The sequence below is a fragment of the Variovorax sp. P2_H12 genome, assembly GCF_056403395.1.
The window spans coordinates 1-23200 of record NZ_JBFUFO010000019.1 but is presented as its reverse complement, the minus strand read 5'-3'; the positions used below and the strand labels follow the sequence as shown (position 1 = coordinate 23200).

General features: G+C 60.4%; 16 protein-coding genes and 2 pseudogenes. 8 read left to right on the top strand and 10 right to left on the bottom strand.

The window, feature by feature from the left end:
• Window positions 1-53 precede the first annotated feature (53 nt).
• Window positions 54-746 (top strand): annotated as a pseudogene (locus AC1DYK_RS15260) (IS6 family transposase).
• Between the two features lie 215 nt (window positions 747-961).
• On the opposite strand, the gene AC1DYK_RS15255 reads toward AC1DYK_RS15260, so the two are convergent.
• The 3 genes and pseudogenes from AC1DYK_RS15255 to AC1DYK_RS15245 all read right to left on the bottom strand — a co-directional run bounded on the left by AC1DYK_RS15255 (window position 962) and on the right by AC1DYK_RS15245 (window position 2969).
• Complete coding sequence (locus tag AC1DYK_RS15255; RefSeq protein ID WP_478167101.1) at window positions 962-1285, bottom strand: helix-turn-helix domain-containing protein; 324 nt, start codon at window positions 1283-1285, stop codon at window positions 962-964.
• Window positions 1269-1613 (bottom strand): annotated as a pseudogene (locus AC1DYK_RS15250) (type II toxin-antitoxin system RelE/ParE family toxin); the annotation flags it as partial. The pseudogene AC1DYK_RS15250 and the gene AC1DYK_RS15255, both read right to left, overlap by 17 nt.
• Before the next feature lie 183 nt (window positions 1614-1796).
• Window positions 1797-2969: a DNA-binding protein gene (locus tag AC1DYK_RS15245; protein ID WP_478167100.1), complete on the bottom strand. Its 1173-nt coding sequence runs from the start codon at window positions 2967-2969 to the stop codon at window positions 1797-1799.
• A gap of 157 nt (window positions 2970-3126) precedes the next feature.
• Here AC1DYK_RS15245 and AC1DYK_RS15240 point away from each other — a divergent pair, with 157 nt between their 5' ends.
• The 3 genes from AC1DYK_RS15240 to AC1DYK_RS15230 all read left to right on the top strand — a co-directional run bounded on the left by AC1DYK_RS15240 (window position 3127) and on the right by AC1DYK_RS15230 (window position 5240).
• Window positions 3127-4224, top strand: a complete 1098-nt coding sequence (locus AC1DYK_RS15240; RefSeq protein ID WP_478167159.1) for a site-specific integrase — start codon at window positions 3127-3129, stop codon at window positions 4222-4224.
• Window positions 4225-4300: 76 nt separating this feature from the next.
• Window positions 4301-4627, top strand: coding sequence for a hypothetical protein (locus tag AC1DYK_RS15235; RefSeq protein WP_478167099.1), 327 nt, complete (start codon window positions 4301-4303; stop codon window positions 4625-4627).
• Between the two features lie 253 nt (window positions 4628-4880).
• Entirely contained in the window at window positions 4881-5240 is a 360-nt protein-coding gene (locus AC1DYK_RS15230) for an IS1096 element passenger TnpR family protein (protein ID WP_478167098.1), read from the top strand.
• Between the two features lie 127 nt (window positions 5241-5367).
• On the opposite strand, the gene AC1DYK_RS15225 is transcribed toward AC1DYK_RS15230, so the two are convergent.
• Window positions 5368-7533, bottom strand: coding sequence for a hypothetical protein (locus AC1DYK_RS15225; protein WP_478167097.1), 2166 nt, complete (start codon window positions 7531-7533; stop codon window positions 5368-5370).
• Window positions 7534-8190: 657 nt separating this feature from the next.
• Between AC1DYK_RS15225 and AC1DYK_RS15220 the strand changes: the two genes are divergently transcribed.
• Window positions 8191-8790 carry a sce7726 family protein gene (locus AC1DYK_RS15220; RefSeq protein WP_478167096.1) on the top strand — a complete coding sequence of 200 codons (600 nt, stop codon included), beginning with the start codon at window positions 8191-8193 and terminating at the stop codon, window positions 8788-8790.
• Here the strand turns inward: AC1DYK_RS15220 and AC1DYK_RS15215 are convergent.
• From AC1DYK_RS15215 to AC1DYK_RS15195, 5 genes are all read right to left on the bottom strand, one after another.
• Complete coding sequence (locus AC1DYK_RS15215; RefSeq protein WP_478167095.1) at window positions 8757-9833, bottom strand: beta family protein; 1077 nt, start codon at window positions 9831-9833, stop codon at window positions 8757-8759. The genes AC1DYK_RS15220 and AC1DYK_RS15215 overlap by 34 nt on opposite strands.
• Window positions 9820-10665 carry an ImmA/IrrE family metallo-endopeptidase gene (locus tag AC1DYK_RS15210; protein ID WP_478167094.1) on the bottom strand — a complete coding sequence of 282 codons (846 nt, stop codon included), beginning with the start codon at window positions 10663-10665 and terminating at the stop codon, window positions 9820-9822. Before AC1DYK_RS15210 ends, AC1DYK_RS15215 begins: the two co-directional genes overlap by 14 nt.
• The gene (locus AC1DYK_RS15205; protein WP_478167093.1) at window positions 10662-11321 is read right to left on the bottom strand and encodes a GNAT family N-acetyltransferase; all 660 of its coding nucleotides are present in this window, start codon (window positions 11319-11321) and stop codon (window positions 10662-10664) included. Before AC1DYK_RS15205 ends, AC1DYK_RS15210 begins: the two co-directional genes overlap by 4 nt.
• Window positions 11322-11784: 463 nt before the next feature.
• Window positions 11785-12513, bottom strand: a complete 729-nt coding sequence (locus AC1DYK_RS15200; RefSeq protein ID WP_478167092.1) for a hypothetical protein — start codon at window positions 12511-12513, stop codon at window positions 11785-11787.
• 26 nt (window positions 12514-12539) lie between these two features.
• Window positions 12540-12824, bottom strand: coding sequence for a ubiquitination-like system serine protease family protein (locus tag AC1DYK_RS15195; RefSeq protein WP_478167158.1), 285 nt, complete (start codon window positions 12822-12824; stop codon window positions 12540-12542).
• Window positions 12825-13138: 314 nt separating this feature from the next.
• Here AC1DYK_RS15195 and AC1DYK_RS15190 point away from each other — a divergent pair, with 314 nt between their 5' ends.
• From AC1DYK_RS15190 to AC1DYK_RS15180, 3 genes are all read left to right on the top strand, one after another.
• The gene (locus tag AC1DYK_RS15190; RefSeq protein WP_478167091.1) at window positions 13139-13336 is read left to right on the top strand and encodes a hypothetical protein; all 198 of its coding nucleotides are present in this window, start codon (window positions 13139-13141) and stop codon (window positions 13334-13336) included.
• A 174-nt stretch (window positions 13337-13510) separates the two neighbouring features.
• Complete coding sequence (locus tag AC1DYK_RS15185) at window positions 13511-20143, top strand: DUF3320 domain-containing protein (RefSeq protein ID WP_478167090.1); 6633 nt, start codon at window positions 13511-13513, stop codon at window positions 20141-20143.
• Window positions 20144-20416: 273 nt separating this feature from the next.
• The gene (locus AC1DYK_RS15180; protein ID WP_478167089.1) at window positions 20417-22165 is read left to right on the top strand and encodes a DUF262 domain-containing protein; all 1749 of its coding nucleotides are present in this window, start codon (window positions 20417-20419) and stop codon (window positions 22163-22165) included.
• Between the two features lie 272 nt (window positions 22166-22437).
• Here the strand turns inward: AC1DYK_RS15180 and AC1DYK_RS15175 are convergent, their stop codons facing one another.
• Window positions 22438-22788, bottom strand: coding sequence for a hypothetical protein (locus AC1DYK_RS15175; protein WP_478167088.1), 351 nt, complete (start codon window positions 22786-22788; stop codon window positions 22438-22440).
• Between the last annotated feature and the right edge of the window lie 412 nt (window positions 22789-23200).

Below are 23200 nucleotides of genomic sequence, written 5' to 3'. Positions count from 1 at the left end.
TAGGCTGTGGCCTTTGAACTGAAGGCGGATCGATGGCGCAGAGGCTGCAAAGCATGGACGAACTTTTCAAGGGCCGGCACTTCGAGCGTGACGTCATCGTCCTGTGTGTTCGGTGGTATCTGCGTTTCAAGCTGAGCCTGCGTGACCTGGTGGAAATGATGACCGAGCGTGGCTTGGTCTTGGCCCACACAACGATCATGCGCTGGGTCCAGCGTTTCGTGCCAGAGTTCGTGAAGCGCTGGAACCGATTCGCTCGCAAGGCCGGTCGCTCGTGGCGGGTCGACGAAACCTATGTGAAGATCCGAGGCAAGTGGACGTATCTCTATCGTGCCGTCGATCGCGAAGGCCAGATGGTCGACTTTCGGCTGAGCGCCAACCGTGATGTGAAGGCGGCCAAGGCATTCTTTCGCAAGGCGCTGCTGAACGCAAGGCCAAGTGCCGGTGAGCATCACGTTGGACGGCTACGCCGCCTCGCATCGTGCGGTGCGCGAGTTGCCCCGAGGAGAGCCCTCGTTGGAAAGATACTCGACTGCGATCGTCTCGCTATTTGAACAACATGGTGGAGCAGGACCATCGAGGTGTGAAATCGCGCATCAAGCCCATGCTTGGCTTCAAGGTCTTCGATCGCGCGGCTGTCACCATTGCCGGCGCTGCACCGCATCCGCAAGGGCCAGTTCAATTTGCGCCGGCTGCGCATTGCGGGCCAAGCCGCGCCCGCAATCTGGGACGCAGTGCTTTCGGCCTGACCGACGCATCGTACTCACAGAGTCGTTCGGCTGCACGAAAAGTTTGCACCAGAGCCATCGAAAGTACGATTACCCCAACCAGGGCGTCGGCGACGCCCAGGACGTCCTCGAGTTGGACGCCTGGACGTCCCCCGCGGCGCGCGCCGGGTCAGGATCCGAGAAAGCTCGCAGGTTTAGGCCGCTGCGTTGCGTGCTGCGCAGCGCAGCGTGCAGTCTCAGACGAGTACTTGCAGTCCGTGCTTCTCGATCACGGCAAGCAGCTTGAGCGCCATGCCGCTCGGTCGCTTGGTGCCGGCCTCCCATTTCTGGACTGTGGACTCGCTGGTGTTCAGGTAGCGCGCGAATACCGGCTGGCTCACGTGGGCCTGTTCGCGAATTCTCTTGATCTGCTTGGGAGCGATTGCAGGTGGCGCGACCAGGCACGATTCGTCGAACCCTCGCATAGTGGCCTTGTCGATTGCGCCGACTTGATGCAAGGCGGCGGCTGATGCGTGGATGGCTTCGAACGCATCGCTCTTGAACTTACGCTTTGTCGTCATGGCATATCTCCATCAGGTGCTTGCCCGTCAGCAGTTGATCGACCTGGGATTCGGTCATACCAGCGGAGCCTTTCGCCAGCGAGCGGAAAGCCGCGAGCTCATCATCCTCAATGTTGCTCCGGTCCTTCTTGGCGAACAGATACTCGTAGATCCAGTACCGGCCGCCCTTGGCGAGGATGATCGAGCGGTGCATGTTGTCATTCAAGCGCTTCTTGAACACGCCACCGCCCAAATCATCGGCCTTGCCCGCGATCACTTGGCGAATGGCGCGGCACAACTCGGCATCGCCGATTCCGGCTTTCCTAGCGTCCTTGCCGAATCTGGCTGTCTTAAAGGTCCGAAGCTACGGTTCTGGCAGCATTCTTAAATATAGCACCTGGTGCTAGATATTGCAGAGGATGCCGGAAAGCACGATTCGGGGCTCGAGGGTTGTGGCCGATGTCGGCGGGCGACGAAAGGGACATGAAGCTGGGCAGCACGCGCGCGTGGCGGCCGGTGGTGAGGGGGGCGTTCATCTACCGGGGCTCTTCGGCAACTTTGTTGTACGCGCGGCCTGTGATTTCTCGCCAGTTTCTTCGCGACGCGCCTCAAGCTGGCGCAGCGCGGCCACCGTCGAAGCATGGCTCTCGCGGAGTTGGGCGATCTCGCGCTCTGACTGCATCTGGAGGTGCTGAAGCTGGGAGGCGAGGTCGGTTGCCCGCTGCTCGAAGCCGGCGGCGCGCTCGCGCAGGGTGGCTAGCTCGACCTGAGACGCCTGATGCTCGCGCGACCAAGTGGTGGCGGCGTCGCGGTGCGCGGCTGTCTCGTCCTGCAGCGCCTGCTGGGAAGCGCCCAACGCGGTGCGTGCTGCCTCCGCTTCAGAAAGGCGAGCCTTTTGCTCGTTGGCCAGACCAGCGACGGCTTGGCGCGCAGCGACTCGCTCGCGGTCGATCTCGGAGAGCAGGCGACGTTCGTGGGCGAGATGGCGCTCCTCGGCTTCGTCCGCGGCGCGTTGCTTGGCGCCCAGTTCCATGGCCGACTTCTCGCGCAGGGCTTCCTTGCTAGCGACGGCTTCGTCCAGGGCCTTGCGCAGGCGCCGAACCTCGGCTTGCGAGTCGCTCAGGAGCCGAGAGGACTCTTGCTGCTGCGCATGCATCTGCGCCTCCATGGCCGCGACCGCCTGGCGTGAGGAGGCCAAGGCCTCGTCGAGCGCGACGCGGGCCTGCTCGAAGGAGGCTTCGCGCTCCTGGAGGTCTGCTTCCTTCTGGGCCAGCACGCTGCGCTCCAACTCAAGCGCACGGCGGGTGGCCTCGACCTTCTGGACCTGCACCTGGTCGGCCTCGCGCCGGGCAATGTCCCAGAACTGCTGGGCGGCCTGGACGATGGCCAAGGGTAGCTTTTGTGCCTCGGCGTCGACCTGGCCGCCGAGGCGGCCTTCCAGGCGTTTGCCGAGCGTGGCGAACCAGCGCTCGAGCATCGGGCTGACGGTGTTGGGCGAGCCGCTGCCGATTTTCTGGCGCACGCGCTCGATCGTTGGGCGCAGCCCGTCCTGCAGCAGCGCGTCGGCCGCCTGCCAAACCTGGGCCTCCTGGATCCCGCGGCCTCGGAAAGCGTGAATTTGGTCGCTCGAACTTTTCGGATCCATGCCCGTTTTCCCGCTTTCTTTTACTTGCGATAATAATAGATTATCGGAAGTGATGTACAATATACGTGACACATCATACATAAGACATATGAAAAAAGTCAGTAAGACGGGTGCCGAGATTCACGCGCGCAGCCAAGTTCTGCGACAGCCTGTCGCAGAAATCGAACTCCCGACTGGCGCCCCAAAGGCGCCGCCATCCAAGGTGTCGAAGGCGTTGATGCCCTTGAAGCGCGACCACGCGCTGCTCGATCCCAGTCAGCTGTCGGACATGGCCGAGGAAGCCGCGCACGACCTGATGGCCGAGGGCGAATCGGACAACACCCGTCTCGCGTACCGTGCGGCCATGCGCTACTGGGCGGCCTGGTTCGGCGCGCGGTACGGCCGCCAGATGGCGCTGCCGGTCCCCGTGCCCGTGGTGGTCCAGTTCATCGTCGACCATGCCGAGCGCTCGAGCCAGGCGGGCCACAAAGGGGGTCTGACGCACCAGCTGCCGCCCGCGATCGACGAGGCCCTGGTCGAGGCCGGCTTCAAGGGCAAGCTCGGGGCCCCGGCCCTGAACACCCTGATGCACCGGATCTCGGTGCTCTCGATGGCCCACCACCTGGCCAAGCAGCCCAATCCGTGTGTGGATCCGGCGGTGAAGGCGCTGCTGAGCAAAACCAGAAAAGCCTATGCGAAACGCAACGCCCTGCCCCACAAGCAGCGTGCGCTGACCAAGGAGCCGCTGGAGGCGGTGCTGGAGACCTGTGACGACTCGCTCAAGGGCAAGCGCGATCGCGCCCTCCTCCTCTTCGCCTGGGCCTCGGGCGGGCGCCGGCGCTCGGAAGTATCAGAGGCGGTGTTCGAGAACCTGCACCGCGGCGACGAGGGCGCCTATCTGTATACGCTGGCGAGTTCGAAGACGAACCACAACGGGAAGATCCGGGCGGAAGATGTGAAGCCAGTGGTCGGGTCAGCAGCCGTGGCCTTGGACGCTTGGCTTAAAGCCAGCGGGATCGCCTCCGGGCCCCTCTTCCGACGCATCCTCAAGAACGGAAAACTGGGCACCGACGGGCTGTCGGGGACGGCGGTGCGGGACATCGTGAAGGGGCGGTGTGCGCTCGCCGGAGTGGGAGATGATTTCTCGGCGCATTCGCTGCGCTCGGGGTTTGTCACCGAGGCGGGTCGGCAGAACATGCCGCTCCAAGAGACGATGGCGATGACGGGGCATCGGAGCGTGGATACCGTGGCGGGGTATTTCAGAGCGGGGGCCGCTCAGGTGAGCGCGGTGGCTCGAATGATTGACTTGGGGAAGCACAGTTCCGACAAGGCCTGAACGGGTCGTTCGGCGGTTGAGTGCCGTACGATCAACATTGCAAAGCTCGTCAACCAGCGAGCAGATCGGAGAATGAATGCGAAACTTTTTCTGCTCTATCGTCGGCGCGCTTGCGATCTCGATGCTGGCGGGATGCCAGCATCCGGCGCCGCCGAGTCCCTCGATCGGCGTCGGGAATCCCTATCCAGTCAGCAGCTACGTTTGCGGCGGAACGCGCTTGGCCGTGCGCCTGATGGGAGAGCGCGCCTCGGTCTCCGTCGACGGGGCGGCTGCCGTCGACCTCCCGGCGATGGGGCAGTCCGGAACCACGTTCTCCAACGGACGCCAGACGCTCCTTATCGAGCAGGGCCGCACATCGTGGGCCGTGGGGCGCGCTATGCCGGTTCCGTGCACCGGAGGCTGACGCGGAAGAACGCATCGGAAGGTGACTGGGCTGCGTTCCCCGGCGATGACACCGTCGCGTGAAGTCTTCCTTTGAAATTCAACAGCTTGCGCCGGGCAGCCTTCGCGCAGAGACGGCCGTCCGTAAGTGGTTGTCATCGATATGGAATTCTGCCCTGACCGTATCAAACGAAACGAAAAGGACGTTCACCCCCGGATCGAATTCCCAACAACCCCGGGGGCCAAGCACTGTAAGTCGTCTGATTTCGTGAGTATTGGAGAGCATCATTCCTGGGGGTTTGCAGTGCAGCAAAGTAAGCTTCGAGGATGGAAGCCGGAGCATTTTCTGGACAGGAGGTCTTGCAGCTGCGCGCAGTGCTGCGGAGCATCAGCCCGTTGATCTGGCGGCGCTTCTGGTACGCGGCGATACGAGCGTCGCGCGGCTTCACCAGATCCTGCAGATCGCATTCGGCTGGCAGGATATGCACCTTCACCGCTTCGAGATTCGTGGCCGCGAGTACGGGGTCCACCAAGAGGGCTGCATCTTCTTCGACACCGACGCACACGAAGCCCTAATCGGCCAACCATATGGTCGCGGCGCAGGCTTCGCGATTTGTATATTTCCGCCGGCATGAGCCTTGGGTAGTGCCGTTGATCGAGAGAGCGCGCAGCCGAACACATCCTAGTCACAAACCGGGGCCGCGGTGGACTACAGTTGAAGTGATCGGCGGCGCCGTGCGCATAAGCAGATCCTTCAATCGTTCAGAACGACGCTATGTCCGGGCTGTCGGGGCTTAGGAGTGCATCATCGTTGGCGATGACAATGCTCTCAGGGCGGCCAAGTTGCACAAAGAGCATCGTCTCAACGAATTGAAAGTGCTCAGCCCAGTAGCTCCTGATTTCGGCGTCGGTCAGGCCGGCGGCTTCAACTACGCGCCGTTGCATATTGGCGAGCCACTCTGGGTTGTTCGTATTGATGTCCGTATTCGCCTTGAAATGGATGTCTTTGAACTGTGCTTCATTTATGAAATTGCCGTGCTCCAAATCTAGGAGAACGTCCGTTGCATACGACATTCGCATGAAGCCACTTACAAGTTCGCGCCAAGTGCAAAGCCGGTGCTTGGTAATCAGAGGAAGAAACGCTTGGACCCGATAAAGAAGCCGAGCCACCAAGATTGCAGTATGGCTCGCGAGGACCGGAGCGAATGTCCCAAGCACGGACAGGGCGCCGCAGCGGAGAAAGCCGTTTGCCACCGATGCGTGGGATCCATTGAGTGGATGGGTACTGCATGCTGCAAGGATGACGATGGGCGGCACGCGAGCAATGTTCGCGAGCTCCCAAATGTCTACACGCTGTTTGCCTATTTGAAGCCACGCATGCTCCTTCTTGCCTCCGTGATTGCCGTGACAGTCAAGAATAAGGATGGCGCCGTCAAATCTGTTCATGGCCTCTATCAGCTCGTTCGTGCCTGAAACGTCCACGAATTCGACCGACAACTCCTCCAATGAATATTGCTTGATGGCGTCGTGGAGATGATCGCGAATAGGATCGTTCTCTCCAAATGACCGAATTATCAACACCCTATTAAACAGTTTGGACGGAAAGACGATTCGGGGGCCGCCAAACATTAGTTCATTGGTAAGATTCCCTGGGGTGGAAGGGATCCTTGAAATCTCGTACCGAAACATTGCCGGCACCAATTCTATTGGCAACCATTCAGCCGGAAAATCGCATATCAAAAAAAGCCGTTCACGGTCGCCAAAAGCTGCATTCCAAAGACTCACCCCGATTTCCTCTTGAATTGTTTGACCGTAAACGGTCAGGCGCTTGTTGAGCTCAGCGAGGCGGTTCTTCTTGTCCGAATTCACAAGCGCGTAAATCTCGGCTAGCATGTCATGATGAAGCATGACCGAGCCGGGCAATCGTAGCGCGGGCGCGAACTGATTGACGGCAAGTACTGACACTAGTGCTGTGAAGTATTGCAGCTCAAATTGACGCTGTCTCAACAAAGATGCCAAGGTCGAGTCCTCGTAAGGATTGAATGCTGCTTTAATCTGTATTGTTGCATTCGAAAATCCCTTATTCCTTACGATGACATCCTTGATAAATTTCCTTTTGTCGCGCGAAAGATTACGCACTATCGGGTTCCATTCCTCCGTCCGATACAGATAAGAGACAATTGATGGGCAATAAATGATTGCATCGTTTTTCCGCGCGAGCTGGATCGGTGTCGGCTGCAATTTACGCAGGCCGTCGATAACATTTGCCATCTGAACCATGCTCTCGATATACGGAGCGTTGTCGAGCGCAGCGGTTATCGCGTGGGCGTTATCAAACTGGTAGCCATACATGCCTAGGACGTTGGCTAAGGGCCTTGTGCTGTTGTGCATTCCCGGCGCGAACGGCAATAAACCCTCATTGCGCTGAGCGACAGGTAGCGCCCGCAGTGCATCCACGAGCATGCTGAACCGTTTGTCCGTACGGGCAGCCCGGTCGGCAAGGGCAGCTAGGTGTGCCCGTGTCGTCTCGGGGGTCAAGCTGCTGAGCGAAACTGCGCGCTCGTGCTCACCCAGTGTCAGGTGCAGCGGCCTAAAACTAAAACGTGCGAGAGTGGCATCAACTTCGTCGGCCATCGGGGCTGTGCTCCAGATGACCGTTGGGAGGTACTTGAGCTCACAATGGGCTTCGTCAATCAGATCGAGGCGAAGCATGCGAATGCTCAGACTCGCTCCAGCCATTTTTGAAGCCACTAAAGCCTGGCCGGACAATCCGGCATCCAGCATGTCGTGCGGGAAGTGCACGAGTGCGGAGACTATCTCGGCGTAGTGTGGATAAAGGTCTAACGAGAACCGTTGAAAAAGGGACTGACGAGAGTTGACGATGCTCGTCGGCATGACAACAATATGCTGTATCGCGCTGGTGCTCATGCGCGAAGTGTGAACGGAGTCTGCGTGGAATATGGGGCGGGAGGTCGATCTGCACAGCAGCTTGGGGAAATAAGCCACAACTTGTGCGATAGGTGCGCTGGAGGAGTGTCCGATCATTAAACTGCGGGAGCTACCTGCGCAGGTGGAAGGCATCGACAACAAGCCAGTGATCATCACAGTGGAAAGTCTCGCCGACCCGGCCGTGCAACTGCAAATGACCGCAGCTCCCTCGTGCGCCTCTTGGGCCATCACAGTCCATTGACTTGCGTGCTGGGGCTAGAACAGCCCGGGCTCCACACCCAGCGGTTGCAACTGGACCCAGATAGCGGTCACGCCCGGACTAAAACAAAACGCCGCGGCGAATCCGGTCGCCATTAACCCTCCGCTTGGGCATAAGGCGCAATGAGGGCCGGCGAGGCCGAAGTGCGCGAGGCCTGCCGGCACTACTAACCCAGGCCATTCCGGGTTGCCTTGCCCCGAATCCCTGATACCGCTCGTCGTGTCGCTGATTGCAGGAGTCGGCCTCGGCGCCGCCTCGGGCCCTGCACGGGAATCGGTAGCCGTTGGGAACACCACACAAGCTCAAAAAATGATCGGCTCGCAGCCTCAGCTTGTATGATTCGGCTCCGCGCGACATGCGCGCTGGACACAATTCTGATGGGCCAACTGACCGACAAGGAAATCCGCGCCGCTCTCATCAGGCACCTTCGCGGCCGGCCTGTGGCGCCCAAAGCTGTGCTCGAGGAAGTTCGTGTGCACAACGGCAACGCGATCGCCGACGTTGTCACGGTGCATCGCGCTGCGCACTGCTATGAGATCAAGGGCGAAACCGATGCGATCTCTCGAATCGTCCGGCAGGGTTCGTACTACGACCAGGCATTCCGGCGCATCACGCTGGTGACCACTGAAAATCATCTTCGAAAGGCGCAGCGTATCGCACCGGCGCACTGGGGCGTGATGGTCGCAACCAGCGCCGACCACCAAGATGGTGCCGATGTCGAAAGCCCGCCGATGCTTCGATACGTGCGCAAGGCCACGATCAGCCCCAGGTTTGACAAGCAGGTTGCGCTTCTGGCCTTGTGGAAATGCGAGCTGCTGACGATGTGCGGCGTGGAGACCAAGAACGCGCAGAAACTCAGCCGCGCAAATCTCTCGGAAATGATCGCCGAGAGAACAGGGGCGCGCGAGATCAGCGCCTCGGTTGCGCAACTACTCCTGACTCGTCACACCAACAACGGATGGGCTGTGGCCATGTAGGTGATGTGGGCGTTGATGGTCGGATTGAGGATGCTGCCGGGGGTGACCTGCTTGCCAATCATTTGTGCCTTGACGTTGAGAAAATCATCGCCGAACGAGTACGGAGCACCCCGGTAAAACGGTTGTGCCACGATTTCTGACGCCAGATCGTTGTACTGAAGATTGCCTCGCGCGTGCGTCTTCAGAGCACCACCGCGCGCGATGAAGTGAAGGTCCCCGTGGCTGTACAAGACCTTCGGCGCCGTCACCGTACGCATCATCTCCGGCGGCAAGGTGACATCGGAGTACAGCGGGCTCACAATCGTGTAGTCTCCGAAGCCGACGGGGTTCAAGCCCATGGCCCGGATCGCCCCGTAGATCTGGAGTTCCACGCGCGAGACGTTGCACCTGACTTCTACCTTCGCGATCTCGCCAATGGCTGCGGGGATCGACGAGCCAGCGACGATGATCAGCGAGAAACCGAATACCTTCGTCGCCTGGCTGATGAAGCTTGCCAGCTTGGCCGCGTGTGCGGCCGGATCAACGTTGCGGCACATCCGACAGTCCAGGACGAGTACCCAGTGCGCGAACTGTGCGCCGGCCTTTATGAGGTCGGCAAGTTCGCCTTGGATCAGCCCGAACGACTCGAAATCCTCCTCGACCAGACGGATCGCCACCGCGCTTGATTTCAGGAGGCCGCCCGCCTTGGCATTGAACACGGCCTGGTTGTGCGCCGCCGCCCGATTCAGCCCAACGACGGGGACGAAGTTCATGTCTCGGAACTCATGCAGCACGACCGCATAGTTCGGCTGCCCGTTGAGCAGGATGTTGTCGTCAATGTCGTAGTTGTCGAGAAAGAATGGGCGCGTGAGCCCGAGGTATTTCTTCAGCTTGACCGCCGACTTGGACACCATAGAGCCGAATCCAGCGGGAGACATTCCGCTCTTCCGGGCGAGATCAAAGAACGGGACAATCTTGTCCTTCACCGCGTCGCTCAAACTAGCGATGGCAGCGACTTCGTTCGCCTTGAGCTTGAGGAAAGGGGTGTACCTATATTGATCCAAACAATGCCTCCCGGATGTTGATTTTGTTGACCAGTTCGGAGAAAAGGTCGTGTCTTCGGAACTCACGCCGCAGCCTCCCCGCCACGATCTGAGGAGCGATGCCTAGCTTGGCGGAAAACTCTAGAACGTCCTTCTCGGCAAAGCTATATTTGGCGGGACAGCTTCGCCATTCGCTGCGCGGAATGAGCGAGTCCGTGGCGAGCTTGTCGGCTTGCAGTTCGACCAGGTCCGTGTTCTCGGCGTCCATGTCGTCGATGATCGGAGTCGACAACATGTCGCCATGTAGAACCACGTGCGCAAGTTCATGCATCAGCGTGAACCAGAAGTAGTCCAGGCGCGGATACCTCAGGCTCATGCCAATCACGGGATTGCCGGACGCCAGCTTGAACACTGCGCCATCCACCTTCATGCCGGGGATATGAGGTTCGTAGATCACGATGATGCCGCGTTCGATCAACAAGGGCGCGACCTGTGTGATTCGGGACGGATCGGCGCTCAGCTTGACCAGGTCTTTCAGATCGTCGGCAGCGAGCCCCTTGAACGCAGCCACGGGCTGCGCGGCAGAGAACCATTCCGCCAGCGTCCGAACCTTGGACAGCCAAACTGCGGTCAACGTTTCGGCAGCCCCAAGCTTGGCCCTGAAGAGCGCCTCAGGCTCGGATGTTTGAGCGTAGAGGTGACGGGTTAGGTCGTAGAGCGACCTGTCCACGTTGCCTCCTCGGCTATTCGGGGGGACCTTGGCCAGGAACTGTTCGGCCTTCAAGAATGCTTCATAGAACGCCGCAGCGTCCGCCCAGCAATCTGGCGACAGTGGAAAGTCGTCTTGGCTCATGCGGGCATCTCGAAGTATGGCATTCCGTCCTTATCGAGTTGCGGGAAGTTCCTCATCCCGATCGATTGGTAGAAGCCCGCCGCCCTTGGGAGCGCGTGCAAGGAAAAGCCTGGTCTCAGGCCGAGTTGAACGCAAGCGTACTCCTTCACCTGAGCGATCAGGGTTGTGCCCACCCCTCTGAACGAGCGCTTCCTCATCGGGTTGTCGCGATTCCAGGGGGCGACTGCCAAGAATTCAATGTAGAAGATTCCTTGCCCGTCCATGGCGCTTGGCTTCGGGTGATAGATGAGACTCGCGGCCTGCGGGTAGCCTTCAGCAAAAAGGAAGAACCACTTGTACTCATCGCTGTTAAAGCGGAGCGACTTGTTGAGCCACCTCCAGTGACTGTCATCCACCTGGATCTGCGCCAGTACCGCGCCCAAAGCAGCATTGTTGTAGTTCTGGTCTCGGATGAAGCGCATCAACTGGATGTTGAACACGCCCCAGGTCTCGTCGCAGACGTTGGCCACGGCGATGTCCCAGCCCAACTTCAGCTGATAGGGGACTTCGACCCCGCGGGCCCCGACAAGCACGCCGTTCGCGACGGTCGCGCCCGAGCTTTCGATTGGCCCGGCTTCGGCCAGCAACGCCTTGATCTTTTGAAGGACGTCCTCCATTCATGCCTCTCCGTGTGGCGGTCAATTTTTGTCTGCGATTTCCAGCTCGCCGAGTGCTCGCCCAGTCGCACAAGCGTGGGGACGCGACGCGCGGTCGGTTAAGCCCCACGACATACGATAGTGCATCTGCCGTGCTCGCGCGAGATCAGCCGAGGTTGCGCGAAAGCTCCCGTGCGAAGGATCACACGACTTGGCGATACTTCAAGGGAAATCAAGTGTCGATCCGCCTGGCAGGTCATGACTTGCCACGATCTATCGGAGCGTGGAGCACGGTTTGGGCCCCTTGGACGCCGCCCGCCGATCTGGCTGCATCGCGGACAAGGTCGGCCTCATCCCTTCCACCTCACGCACCAAAGGAGCATCACTAAGGCCGGTCCCGGCGTGAGTAAAGAGCGCTACGAGGCGGTGCACTCATTGCCCGCGAGCACCGAATTCCTCCGCGTTCTGCTTGCGGCAGCACGGGCTATTTCTCGGTAGACGGCACAACAGCATCGCCGCCTTCGCTTGAGCGGCCGCTCACGTTGCGTGTCATCCATGCGTGAGCTGAGACGAGCCGCATCCGTGCGCGACCATGTCCATGAGACGAGGTCCCACCCCAGGACGCATCGCTGAATTCAAACCTGTAGAGGTATAGGACGACAAACGTCATGGCACTCAGCACCATAGCGGTTGACACCATACTTGCGGCGCCGGTGGCGCTCCAGCCCTTCCATCCTGCGGCGGTGCCTAAACCCGCGAGCGCCATCAGCATGCCAGAGGCGACGACCAAAGACTTTGCTAGGCTCCATACGAAAAACTGCAGCGTACGGCCAACTAAAATTGGAGACGTCCCGCATCCGAAAAGTCCGCCAAGTACATAGCTCGCCACCTGCGGAAGGACTACAACGCCAACGACCCCGCCAAGGAGCTTGAGCGATGCATCCACGTCGAGAAGTGTTCGGAGGAGGCGGTTCAGTGCTGAACCTATTCGTCCATGGAAAGTGCCGTCACTATCAATGGCGCCCGCTGCATTTGCCCACATCGCTACCAACGCCGTGAGGACCACGGTCAGCGAAAAGAAGTAGCAGACGATTCGCACATCCGAGGGATGCCGACGTGCAAGCCTCAACCCAAGTATCGCGATGAGAAAGACTGAGGCGCCGACCAGAGCGCCCGCAGTCGCGAGCGCGGCCGGCGTATTTGGGGGAAGCATATGAGTTGATTCTGATCGCGCCGAGGTCAAGGCCTGCCGGGCAGACATTGCCTCGATGGAAGTTTGCTACGTTTTCGGGCACCATTGAATGCGCCCTTCGCGCACCCAGAAGTGAGACTTGCACCGTCTTTGACCCAAACAGACGGTCTCAGGGACGGCCGACCCTTCGCATCCGTCCTGACACTCCATCTGGGGTTTGCTTCCGGGATGACCATCAGTTCAATGGTGCGCCCGCATCCGCATGGACACAGCATGCCGACGCACCAATCTTCATCGCCGTCTTGCGTGAGGACGAGGTCACGGCGTGGCATGACTCGTGGAAGGCTGTCGCCTTCGATTCGCACGAGCTTCCTTGCAGGACGCCAGCGCTCCCAGGCCTTCTGGATGCCGGTCAAAAAGCTCAGCAACATTGGGCTTAGCCCATCGCGATCCTCCTTTTGGCGGCCCCTCTTATATGAGGGCCGAGGTGTCGTGCTGAATTTCACGAAAGTCATCTGAGGTTTCCGGCTGAGGGCGATCGCTCGGGTCAACCGTTGAATAGTCCACGAGTGTCAAATTGTGTGTTTCGTATCGCAAACGTATAGTACTACTCGGTACAACCTTCACCCTACATCTGCGGATCCTCGTGACTGAAAAGACCATCGCCGTGAGCTACCGCGTCAGCGCCCGCTTCAAAAGGCTACTTGAAACCGCAGCTGCGCGGGCCGACCGTAGCCAAACCAACATGCTCGAGCACCTGCTGTACGAGTACTGCAAGCGTGAAGGCATTGAAGCGACATGGACGACAGCGCAGGCAGATCAAGGCGAGGCGTCGACGACATGACATCCGATCGATGCGCCTCCTCGCCAAGCGCTCAGCCGCCCATTTCGAAAAGGGCTTCGGCACCCACCCTCCTCGGCCGCACAAGAATGAGCCGTCGACTCGCCAACCGCGGCACGAACGCAGCCAGATCCCTTTTCGGTTGCAGCATGTACCCCACGTCCAACGGCACCCAGCATGACAACCTTTGAGTTTCCCGATCAAGTTCCACCGGCTGGCACGGTGTCAGATGGGGTTGAGCCGGTTGTCCGGCTGGACGCTGCGCTTGCAGCAAAGCTCAATCTTGCTGATTTCCAGAACGCTGTACCGATGCTCAAGGCATTGCGGATCGTCAATGACACAGCGTCGGCGTTGGGGCAGGTCGATCTCTGGATCGAAGGTGTGCCTGCCTTCATGCGGCCAAAGGTCTGGCGCGTCGAGTCGGTGGCCGAAGGCGCCACACGCAGCCTTCCGGATCTCGACGTCGAACTCGATGGACCGTTCCTGACCAGATTGACGGAAGCCGAGCAAGCGACGGTCTCTTTCACTCTGCGGCCACGAGGCGACGAGACGACGGAGCTGACCAAGCTCCAATGCCCTGTCGAATTGCTGCCCCGGAACCAGTGGGGCGGCCTCTCGCACATGCCTGATCTTGTGGCCGCCTTCGTTCAGCCAAACGATCCTGCCGTGGATCGCCTGCTCAAGAAGGCGGCGGAGATCTTGCGCGACAACGGCAAGAGTCCGGCCCTCGACGGCTACGCGGGCGGCAGCAAGCGAGCCTGGGAGCTTGCGTCGGGGATCTGGAGTGCCATCGCCTCGTTGGGCCTGGACTACGCCCTTCCCCCTGCAAGCTTCGAGCACACCGGTCAAAAGGTCCGTGGCACCGGCCAGGTCACGGAGGCCGGGCTGGCCACCTGCCTGGACCTCGCACTGATGTTCTGCTCCGCGCTGGAGCAGGCCGGACTGAATGCGATTCTGGTCTTCACCAAGGGACATGCGTTCGCAGGCGTGTGGCTCAAGGCCGACCAGTTCGCGACGACGGTCGTGGACGACGTCACCGCCCTTCGAAAGAGAATCAAGCTCAAGGAGCTGGTCGTCTTCGAGACTACGATCGTCACGCAGCGACCCGCTCCGAACTTCAGCTTTGCCACGCAGCGCGGTGCCGAGCAAATCGGCGAGGCCGTGGAAGAGACTTTCGAACTCGCCATCGACGTTCGGCGCGCTCGGATGCAGCGCATCAAGCCGCTGGCCAGCGCGGAGACGCTGGCCATGCAGCCGCCCACGGAGCAAACGGTGGTCTCGGCGCCGACATTCGATGACGCACCCGCTGACCTGGCGGAGCAAAGCCAGACAGACGAAGCCGATCCCGCCCTTCTGAACCCCAAGGACCGGCTGGCACGATGGCAGCGCAAGCTGCTGGATCTCTCGCTTCGAAACAACCTGCTGAATTTCAAGGGCAGCAAGAAGGCGCTGAAGCTGGAGGCACCAGACGCGGCTTTGCTCGAAGACATGCTGGCGGAGGGGCAAATCCTGAAGGTGATGCCGCGCCCGGATTTGATGGACGGCGCCGATCCGCGCAGCCAGGCGATCTACGAAGGCCGGGAGCATGAAGACGTGCGGCGTGCGCACGCCATGGACGGTTTGAAGCGCAAAGAGGTGTTCGTCGGAGTGCCGAAGGACGAATTGGAGGCCCGGCTTGTCGAACTGTTCAGGACGGCTCGAACGACGATGCAGGAAGGGGGCTCGAACACGCTGTACCTTGCGCTCGGTTTCCTGACCTGGACCAGAGACGATCGTGCAGGCCAGAAGTACCGCGCCCCGCTGATCCTGGTGCCGGTCACGCTGAGCCGCAAGAGCGCCCGTTCCGGCTTCACGTTGGCGATCCACGATGACGAGCCGCGGTTCAACCCCACGCTCATCGAAATGCTGCGCCAGGATTTCAACCTGAACCTCGGCATCGCGGACGGCGAGCTGCCCAAGGACGACAACGGTCTTGACGTCGCTGCGGTGTGGAAGGCGGTCTCGACCGCCATCAAGGACATCAAGGGCTGGGAAGTTTCCGAGGAGGTCGTCCTCGCAATGTTCTCGTTCGCCAAGTACCTGATGTGGAAGGACTTGACCGAACGCACGGACCAACTCAGGCAGAACGCCGTGGTTCGCCATCTGATCGATTCGCCCAGGGACAACTATCCGGCAGGTGTCCCCTTCCCGCACCCCCGCAATCTGGACCGCGAATTCGACCCGGCGCAGACCTTCTGTCCACTGCCGGCCGACTCGTCGCAGCTGTCTGCCGTCATGGCTGCTGTTCGAGGCAAGGACTTCGTGCTCATTGGCCCCCCCGGCACTGGCAAAAGCCAGACGATCTCCAACATGATTGCCCAATGCCTGGCTGAAGGCAAGCGCGTGCTCTTCGTCTCGGAGAAGATCGCTGCGCTCGACGTGGTGTTCCGGCGACTGCGTGAAGTGAAACTCGGGGAGTTCTGTCTGGAACTGCACTCCAGCAAGGCGCGCAAGCTCGACGTGCTGGCGCAGTTGAAGAATTCCTGGGAATCCACCGGAGTGGTCGATCCAGAAGTCTGGCGAGCGGAGGCGCGGCGCCTGAAGGCGCTCCGCGACGATCTGAACATCTACGTGGAGCGGCTTCATTTCCGTTTCGGAAACGGCATGACGATCTACGAGGCGATCGGCCGCGTGATCGACGGCGACGCAGTCCCACCGCTCGGGCTGTCGTGGGAGGCGGCCAACGCGCACGACGCGGCCGCCATGGAGGCGATGGTCAGCGTCGTCGAGCGCCTGGATGTCAACGCCAAGGCGGTTGGCTACCAAGGCCTGCTCAAAAACCCGTTGGCGGACATCGGGCACAGCGAGTGGTCGCCGAAGCTGCAGCAGTCCTTGGTAGACGCAGCACGCGGCGTCCTGCCGGTGGCGCAGTCGTTGATCGCGAGTTACGAGCACTTTGCGGGTACATGTGGCTTTCCCTCCTTTTCACTGACACGCCGTGCGCGGGGCGCCATGGGCATGCTTGCCCGTGCGCTGCCCACGGCGACGGGCCATGATTGGCGCTTCGCAGCACGGGCCGACGCCCGTGCAATCGCCGATCGACTTCGTGGCGGTCTCGAGCAACTCGCTCAACATCGGGAACTGTCGGCTTCGCTGTCGCCCGGTTGGTCACCTTCGGTCGTTGCTGCATGCCGCCGGGGCATGGGCTTGATCGAGCAGCGGCGTGCGCTCCATGCCGGACTTGGCACGACCTGGTCCGACGACATCGTGCAGGAACTGGATGGTGGCCTTCGGTTGCTCGATGAGATCGCGAAGGCCACCAACCAGCTGTCCGTACACTACGGCGAACAGATCGAGCAGCTGAACGTCTCCCAGCTTCAGCGAGAGTTCGGCAAGGCCGAAAAGGCTGTCTGGCCACTGTCGGTTGTCGCCAAACGCAAAGTGAGGCAGGCCCTGGAGGGCTGCATCGTCGGCGAAGGCGAGCCCAACATTTCGTTGGATCTGCGCTTGTGGGTTCAGATTCGGACGCTGAGGACGGAGGTCGAAGCCCTGCAGATCGGGCCGGCGGTCGACGGCGTGTGGTCAGGCCTGAAGACGCGTCCTGAATTTGCACGCGCAGCGCTCAAGTTCCAGTCCGAGCTCGTCGCTGCAAAGAGCGGCCGGGAATGGAGCGACGTCGGCTTGGAACCCGTCGCCAACGGACGCTGCGGGACTCGGCTGGCAGAAGAGCTCCAGAAACTGCGCGCCTTGCGTGAACTCGACATCGAGTTGGGCTCCCTCGAAGGCCTTTCGGCTGCGACCGCTTCGCTGTGGTCCGGCATGTCGACGCGCATCGATGCCTTGGAGACCGCGCTGGACTTCAATGCGGCGATGTCGCAGATCCGCGTATCGGGGTCGTTGACCGGGACCCATGAGGCGGTCGCAGCGGGCGCGTGCGGCGAGACAATGGCTGCGGACCTCCAAATCTGCCAGCAACGTGCAGGCGTCGAGCGGAACCTGGACCAGCTGGCCGACTTGCACGCATCGACGCACGGTGTGTGGAACGGGTTGAGAACGAGCATCGAGGACGTTGAGAAGGCGCTGAAATTTCAGGCCTCTGTCGGCGCTGCCATCACCAACCTAGCTGCGACGCCGGAAGATCTCCGGGCCATCGCCGCACCGCTCGAGCGGCTCATCGGCGAGGACAATGCGCTGCTCGAACCCGCGGGCGCCCTCGCCGCCGCGGCTCAGGGCTATCTCACGGCATGGCTCGCGCTTCAGCCGAAGATCGATCAACTGAGCGTCGCAGGAGCGTTGTCCGACGGCGCAAAAGCCGACTTCGGCGATGTCGCCCTGAACGACCTCATCGAACGTTGCAACGGGATCATCCAGTCCGAGCCACGCCTGAACGCCTGGTGCGCTTGGCGGAAAGTGCGCGGGCAAGCCATCTTGCTCGGCCTGTCGGGCGTCGTCGCAGGCATCGAGAACGGCGCGGTCAAGGCTGGTCAGGTTCGCCACGCGTTCGAAACCAACTACAGCCGCTGGTGGTTGAACATCGTGGTCGACAGCGAACCGGTGATTCGCACCTTCGTGGCGGCAGAGCACGAAAAGCGCATCGGCGACTTCCGCGCCCTGGAGACTCGGTATACGGAGCTCACGCGAGCATGGATCCGCGCACGGCTGTGCGCCGACCTTCCACAGCAAGAGAGCGTGACGCGCAGCTCCGAGTGGGGCCTGCTTCGCCATGAGATGACCAAGAAGACCAAGCATCTGCCGCTGCGCACGCTGATGTCCAGCCTTCCGACGGCGCTGACCAAGCTGACGCCATGCCTCCTGATGAGTCCGCTGTCGATCGCCCAATACCTCAGCGCGGACGCCAACGCCTTTGACGTGGTGGTCTTCGACGAGGCGTCACAGATCCCTGTCTGGGATGCGATTGGAGCGATCGCGCGAGGCAAGCAGGTGGTGATGGTCGGCGACCCGAAACAACTGCCGCCGACGAGCTTCTTTGATCGCGCGGAGGCCTCGAACGATGAGGAGGAGACCGAGGGCGATCTGGAGAGCATCCTGGACGAGTGCATGGGCGCGAACTTGCCCACGATGAATCTATCTTGGCACTACCGCAGCCGCCATGAGAGCCTGATTGCCTTTTCGAACCATCGATACTACGGTGGGTCGCTGGTCACTTTCCCTTCCCCGGTGACGGTGGACACGGCGGTCAGCTTCCATCATGTCGCTGGCGTCTATGAGAAGGGCGGTGCGCGCATCAACAAGCCGGAGGCGCGCGCCGTGGTGGCCGACATCGTCGCCAAGCTCAGGGCACCAGGATTCCGTGAGACAGGGCACACCATCGGCGTGGTGACCTTCAACTCCGAGCAGCAGACACTGATCGAGGATCTGCTGGATGACGAGCGCCGGAAGGACCCGTCGCTGGAGCCGCACTTTGCCGAGTCAGCCTTAGAGCCGCTGTTCGTGAAGAACCTGGAAAGCGTGCAAGGCGACGAGCGCGACATCATGTACTTCTCGACCACCTTTGGCCCGGATCTCACCGGCGCGGTATCGATGAACTTCGGCCCGATGAACCGCGAAGGCGGTGAACGCCGCCTCAACGTTGCCATTACCCGCGCGCGGCAAGAGCTTCGGGTGTTCTCAAGCCTACGCCCGGAAAAGATGGATCTGGCGCGCACGCAAGCACGTGGCGTCAAGGATCTGAAGCATTTCCTGGAATTCGCGGAGCGCGGCACGAAGGCGCTGGCCGAGGCGACCAATGGCAGCCTCGGCGGATTCGAGAGCCCGTTCGAAGAGGCCGTTGCAGCCGCACTGTCCAGCAAGGGCTGGGAGCTCCACACACAGATCGGGGCGTCCTCCTTTCGCATCGACCTGGCTGTCGTCCATCCTGACGCGAGGGGCACTTACCTCACAGGCATCGAATGCGATGGAGCGACTTACCACCGTTCCGCAACCGCCCGCGACCGCGACCTGCTCCGTGAGCAAGTGCTGCGCGGACTGGGTTGGGAGATCGTCCGGATCTGGTCCACGGACTGGTGGGTCGATCGTGCCGGAACCCTCGAGCGAATCGATCTGCAGCTCAAGGATTTGCTCGCACGCAGCCGCGCAATGCGCGCCGAGAAGGCGGAGCGAGAGGATGCCCTTCAGGCCGCTCAGGAGGCCATCAGCAAGGCAAGGGCCGATCCGACGGAGGTGACGGGAGGCTCACAGGGCCCTTCATCATCGACGGAGAACGGAAACGAGGATGCTGAAGCTATGGGCGACGAACCCGAAGACGTCTCTCTCAAACAAGCGGGTGTCGAGGTCTACGCCCGGAATATCTCGGTCGCACAGCCGCCTCTCCCTTCGTCCGCGTATGTCGAATCAGACCCTGCAACGGCCACGACCGCCGAAGCCGGCAGGTTTTTTGATGCCAGCTATGACGAGTCGCTGGACAAGATGATCGCCCACGTCGTTGCGCATGAAGGACCACTGCTGGACCTGGTCCTTGCTCAGCGGATTGCTCGCGCACACGGTTGGCAACGCACTGGCGCGCGCATTCAGGAGCGTGTAATGACCTTGGCTGCGAAGCGCTTCGAGCGCACGACGGACGATGCGGGCGTCTTTTACTGGCCAGGCGTCGCCGGATCCGTGGAGCATTCACGTTTTCGGACGCCCGGGGAAGATGCTCGACCGGTTGACGAAATATGCATCGAAGAATTGACTTCACTGGCCCGCTCAGTCCTAGTCGACTCCGGACCAGAAGATCCGGTCAGTCGTATGGCGCGAGAGCTTGGGCTTCGGCAGATACGTGCAGCGAGCAGGTCGCGAATCGAGCGCGCACTCGCTCAAGTGATTCAATGACGTCGTCTCCAGGTGTCTCGCATCTCGCTTCGACACGAGACGGCCTACCATTCGAACTAGCACTGCAGATAAGCTCGTCATGCCTCGCGAATAGTGCACCGCGGGAAAGTGGGCGGTCGTAAATACGCGTCGCGCGTCAAATATGCGCAACGCCGCTGACGAGCAGGATTAAGACTTACTATGAAACGTGTCCAAGCGCTTCGACAAGTGGGCGGGCCAACACCTTAAAGCGCCTACGGGTGAAGATGGAGATTAGATTTGTACCAATCGGGTTTGACAATCAAGGACGCGCTTGAGGCTGTAAGCAAGAATCACTATGTCTTGCCCGCCATACAACGGGAATTTGTGTGGAAGCCGGACCAGATATGCAGGCTCTTTGATAGTCTTATGCAGGGCTATCCCTTCGGCACCTTTCTGTTCTGGAAAGTCGAGCCAGAGAAGAGCGCGGAGTTCAAATTTTTTGGCTTCGTTCAGAATTATCACGAGCGAGATGCCGCGCATTGCCCGGAACTAGGAATGTTGCCGAACCGTGAGTTGACGGCAGTTCTCGATGGTCAGCAACGCCTCACGGCGCTAAACATCGGTCTTCGAGGATCGGTCTCGTTCAAGGAACCCAACAAATGGAGATCGAACCCCAACGCTTTTCCGAAGAAGATTCTCCACCTGGACCTTACGGCTTTGCGCGGCGAAGACGACGAAGGTGAGGCATACCGGTTTCGGTTTCTGGAGGCACAGAAGGCAGCCGCGGATTTGGAAGCCTTGTGGTATCCCGTTCCAGATATTCTGCTTGTACCAAATGCCGCCAAGTTGTCTCAATGGCTCTACGCGAAGATGACCACGCGCAACATCACCGCCGATAGTGAGGTGTTCAATCGAGCAAGTGATACGCTTCATCAGCTCTTTCAGGTGGTGCAGGTTACACCGACATTGACTTATTACACCGAGCGAAGCCAAGAGCTGGATCGCGTACTGCGAATCTTCATCCGCATGAATTCAGGTGGGACGGTATTGTCCTATTCCGACCTTCTGCTCAGTATCGCCATCGCACAGTGGTCGAAGCTCGATGCGCGACAAGAGATCCATGGCTTGGTGGACGAACTTAACAACATTGGCGCCGGATTCAATCTGTCGAAGGACTTCGTGCTCAAGGCTGGATTGATGCTCGCTGACATCGCAAGCGTGGGCTTCAAAGTCGAGAACTTCAACCGAGCAAACATGAATACGCTCGAAAAGGTTTGGTCGGAGGTTCGCCGTGCCACCATCCTGACCGTTGAGTTGGCAGCTTCGTTTGGATTAGCAGAGCAGACCTTGCGTGCGGACAGTTCGCTACTGCCAATCGCCTACTACATTTTCAAGCGCAAGCCGCCAGAGAACTGGATCGGACATCCGTCCCACGCGGCCGAGCGCGAAAGCATTCGGAGTTGGCTGATTAGATCCTTGCTGAAGACCTCTGGAATCTGGGGCAGCGGCCTAGACACGTTACTCACAGCGCTTCGCGATGTCATACGTGGAGAGCATCAAGTCTTCCCCTGTGAGGCACTCGAGAAGGTGATGGCGGGCCGCGGCAAGTCGCTGTCATTCGGCCCAGAGGAAATCGAGGACCTGCTTGACATGGAATACGGTGATCGCCGATTGTTTCCAGCACTCTCGATGCTTTTCCCGTTCATTGATGTGCGGCAGTTGCACCATATCGACCATTTCTTCCCGAAAAGCCAGCTTCAGAAGAGAAAGCTGGAACGGGCGGATTGCGACGCTGCGTATGTGGAGGAATGTCTCGCCGTCCGTGATCGATTGGCCAACCTCCAGCTGCTTGAGGGATTGCTCAACGTATCGAAGAATGACAGCCTGCCCGGGCCTTGGATGGAAGCCACTTATCCAGATGCCGCATCTCGCCAAGCAGTCCTGGACCGGCACGATCTTGTGGTGGCGCCCGCGACACATGAAGAATTTCTTGCTTTCTACACCGCACGGCGGGAGAGGCTTCGCAAGCGCTTCGAGCCCATCTTGGCCCGCGTCAGTTAGGAATTTTCGGTTCGGCTCGTAGGCCCGTCGCAGGGCCTATGCGGCTATCGTTTTGAGCACCTCGGTCTCCGAAGCAACGCGTGGTCTCGATTCAGATTTTCCTCAGATCCCGGACTCAGATGTGATCGCGGCCGCGCCCAATGGGAGCCTCCGCCGTACGGCAGCGAATTCGGATCTCGACGTCTTTCCGAGCCCAGCGGCCGCAGAGGATGCTACGCACCCAGGGCCCCAAGTCCCATCCTCCCGTTCTGACGTCCTTTTATCTATGTGCTTCAAACCAGGTGAAAAGTCGGCGCGTTGGCCGCGGGTTGGGCCTGCGCGTCCTCGTACACACGGATGACGCCGCGCAGCCGCTCGCACTCGCGCTCGAGGGACGCAACCCAGGCGCGGGCGTGCTGCGCTTCGTTGTAGGCCTGCGTGTGCAGGGCGGCCATGCCCCAGCGGCTCTCGAACCAGAGGGCCAGGTACACCGCGCGGGGTGCGTTGCCGCTGGCCTGATAGCGCTGCAGCGTACGAAAGCTCACCCCGAGGTGTTTGGCAACTTTTCTTCGTGATTCAACCTGGTCGTCCAGCAGGTAAGCCAGGGGTGGCAAGCGGGCGAACGAAGGCGCGAGGAAGGGCATGAGAGGGCTCCTGCGAGGATGCCAAATGTGCGAGAGCCGGCCATGCCGCCCCTGCAAGACCATGACAGTTTGTCGCAGGCCCGCGCCAGACATCAGCGCCCTCTTCCCCTATGCCATGCGGGCTTTTCCGGGCCGGAGAGCGAGTGAGAAAAGTCAAATCCTCTCCGGCTGCATCAAAGCCCCCCACCCTCCCCGCTCTTCCCCGCGGCCCTTAAATAGACTCCGCAGCTTAGTAAACATAATTGTCCTTTTCGGTGGTTTTTCTGTAGGAGCGATTTAGTAATGTCGCGTTCTGGCCGATTTCAGATGTCGCAAAGTCGCCCAACCCAGGTTCTGGGCTTGGGGTCCGGCCATGGCGACATCAACGGCGACGATCACGATGACGATGCGCGAAGCAGATCGGCTCAAGACG

Coding starts and splice junctions, on each gene's coding strand:
- AC1DYK_RS15255 (WP_478167101.1), bottom strand. CDS start 1,285: ATGACGACAAAGCGTAAGTTCAAGAGCGATGCGTTCGAAGCCATCCAC.
- AC1DYK_RS15240 (WP_478167159.1), top strand. CDS start 3,127: ATGCCCTTGAAGCGCGACCACGCGCTGCTCGATCCCAGTCAGCTGTCG.
- AC1DYK_RS15235 (WP_478167099.1), top strand. CDS start 4,301: ATGCGAAACTTTTTCTGCTCTATCGTCGGCGCGCTTGCGATCTCGATG.
- AC1DYK_RS15225 (WP_478167097.1), bottom strand. CDS start 7,533: ATGAGCACCAGCGCGATACAGCATATTGTTGTCATGCCGACGAGCATC.
- AC1DYK_RS15220 (WP_478167096.1), top strand. CDS start 8,191: ATGGGCCAACTGACCGACAAGGAAATCCGCGCCGCTCTCATCAGGCAC.
- AC1DYK_RS15210 (WP_478167094.1), bottom strand. CDS start 10,665: ATGAGCCAAGACGACTTTCCACTGTCGCCAGATTGCTGGGCGGACGCT.
- AC1DYK_RS15205 (WP_478167093.1), bottom strand. CDS start 11,321: ATGGAGGACGTCCTTCAAAAGATCAAGGCGTTGCTGGCCGAAGCCGGG.
- AC1DYK_RS15200 (WP_478167092.1), bottom strand. CDS start 12,513: ATGCTTCCCCCAAATACGCCGGCCGCGCTCGCGACTGCGGGCGCTCTG.
- AC1DYK_RS15195 (WP_478167158.1), bottom strand. CDS start 12,824: ATGCCACGCCGTGACCTCGTCCTCACGCAAGACGGCGATGAAGATTGG.
- AC1DYK_RS15185 (WP_478167090.1), top strand. CDS start 13,511: ATGACAACCTTTGAGTTTCCCGATCAAGTTCCACCGGCTGGCACGGTG.
- AC1DYK_RS15175 (WP_478167088.1), bottom strand. CDS start 22,788: ATGCCCTTCCTCGCGCCTTCGTTCGCCCGCTTGCCACCCCTGGCTTAC.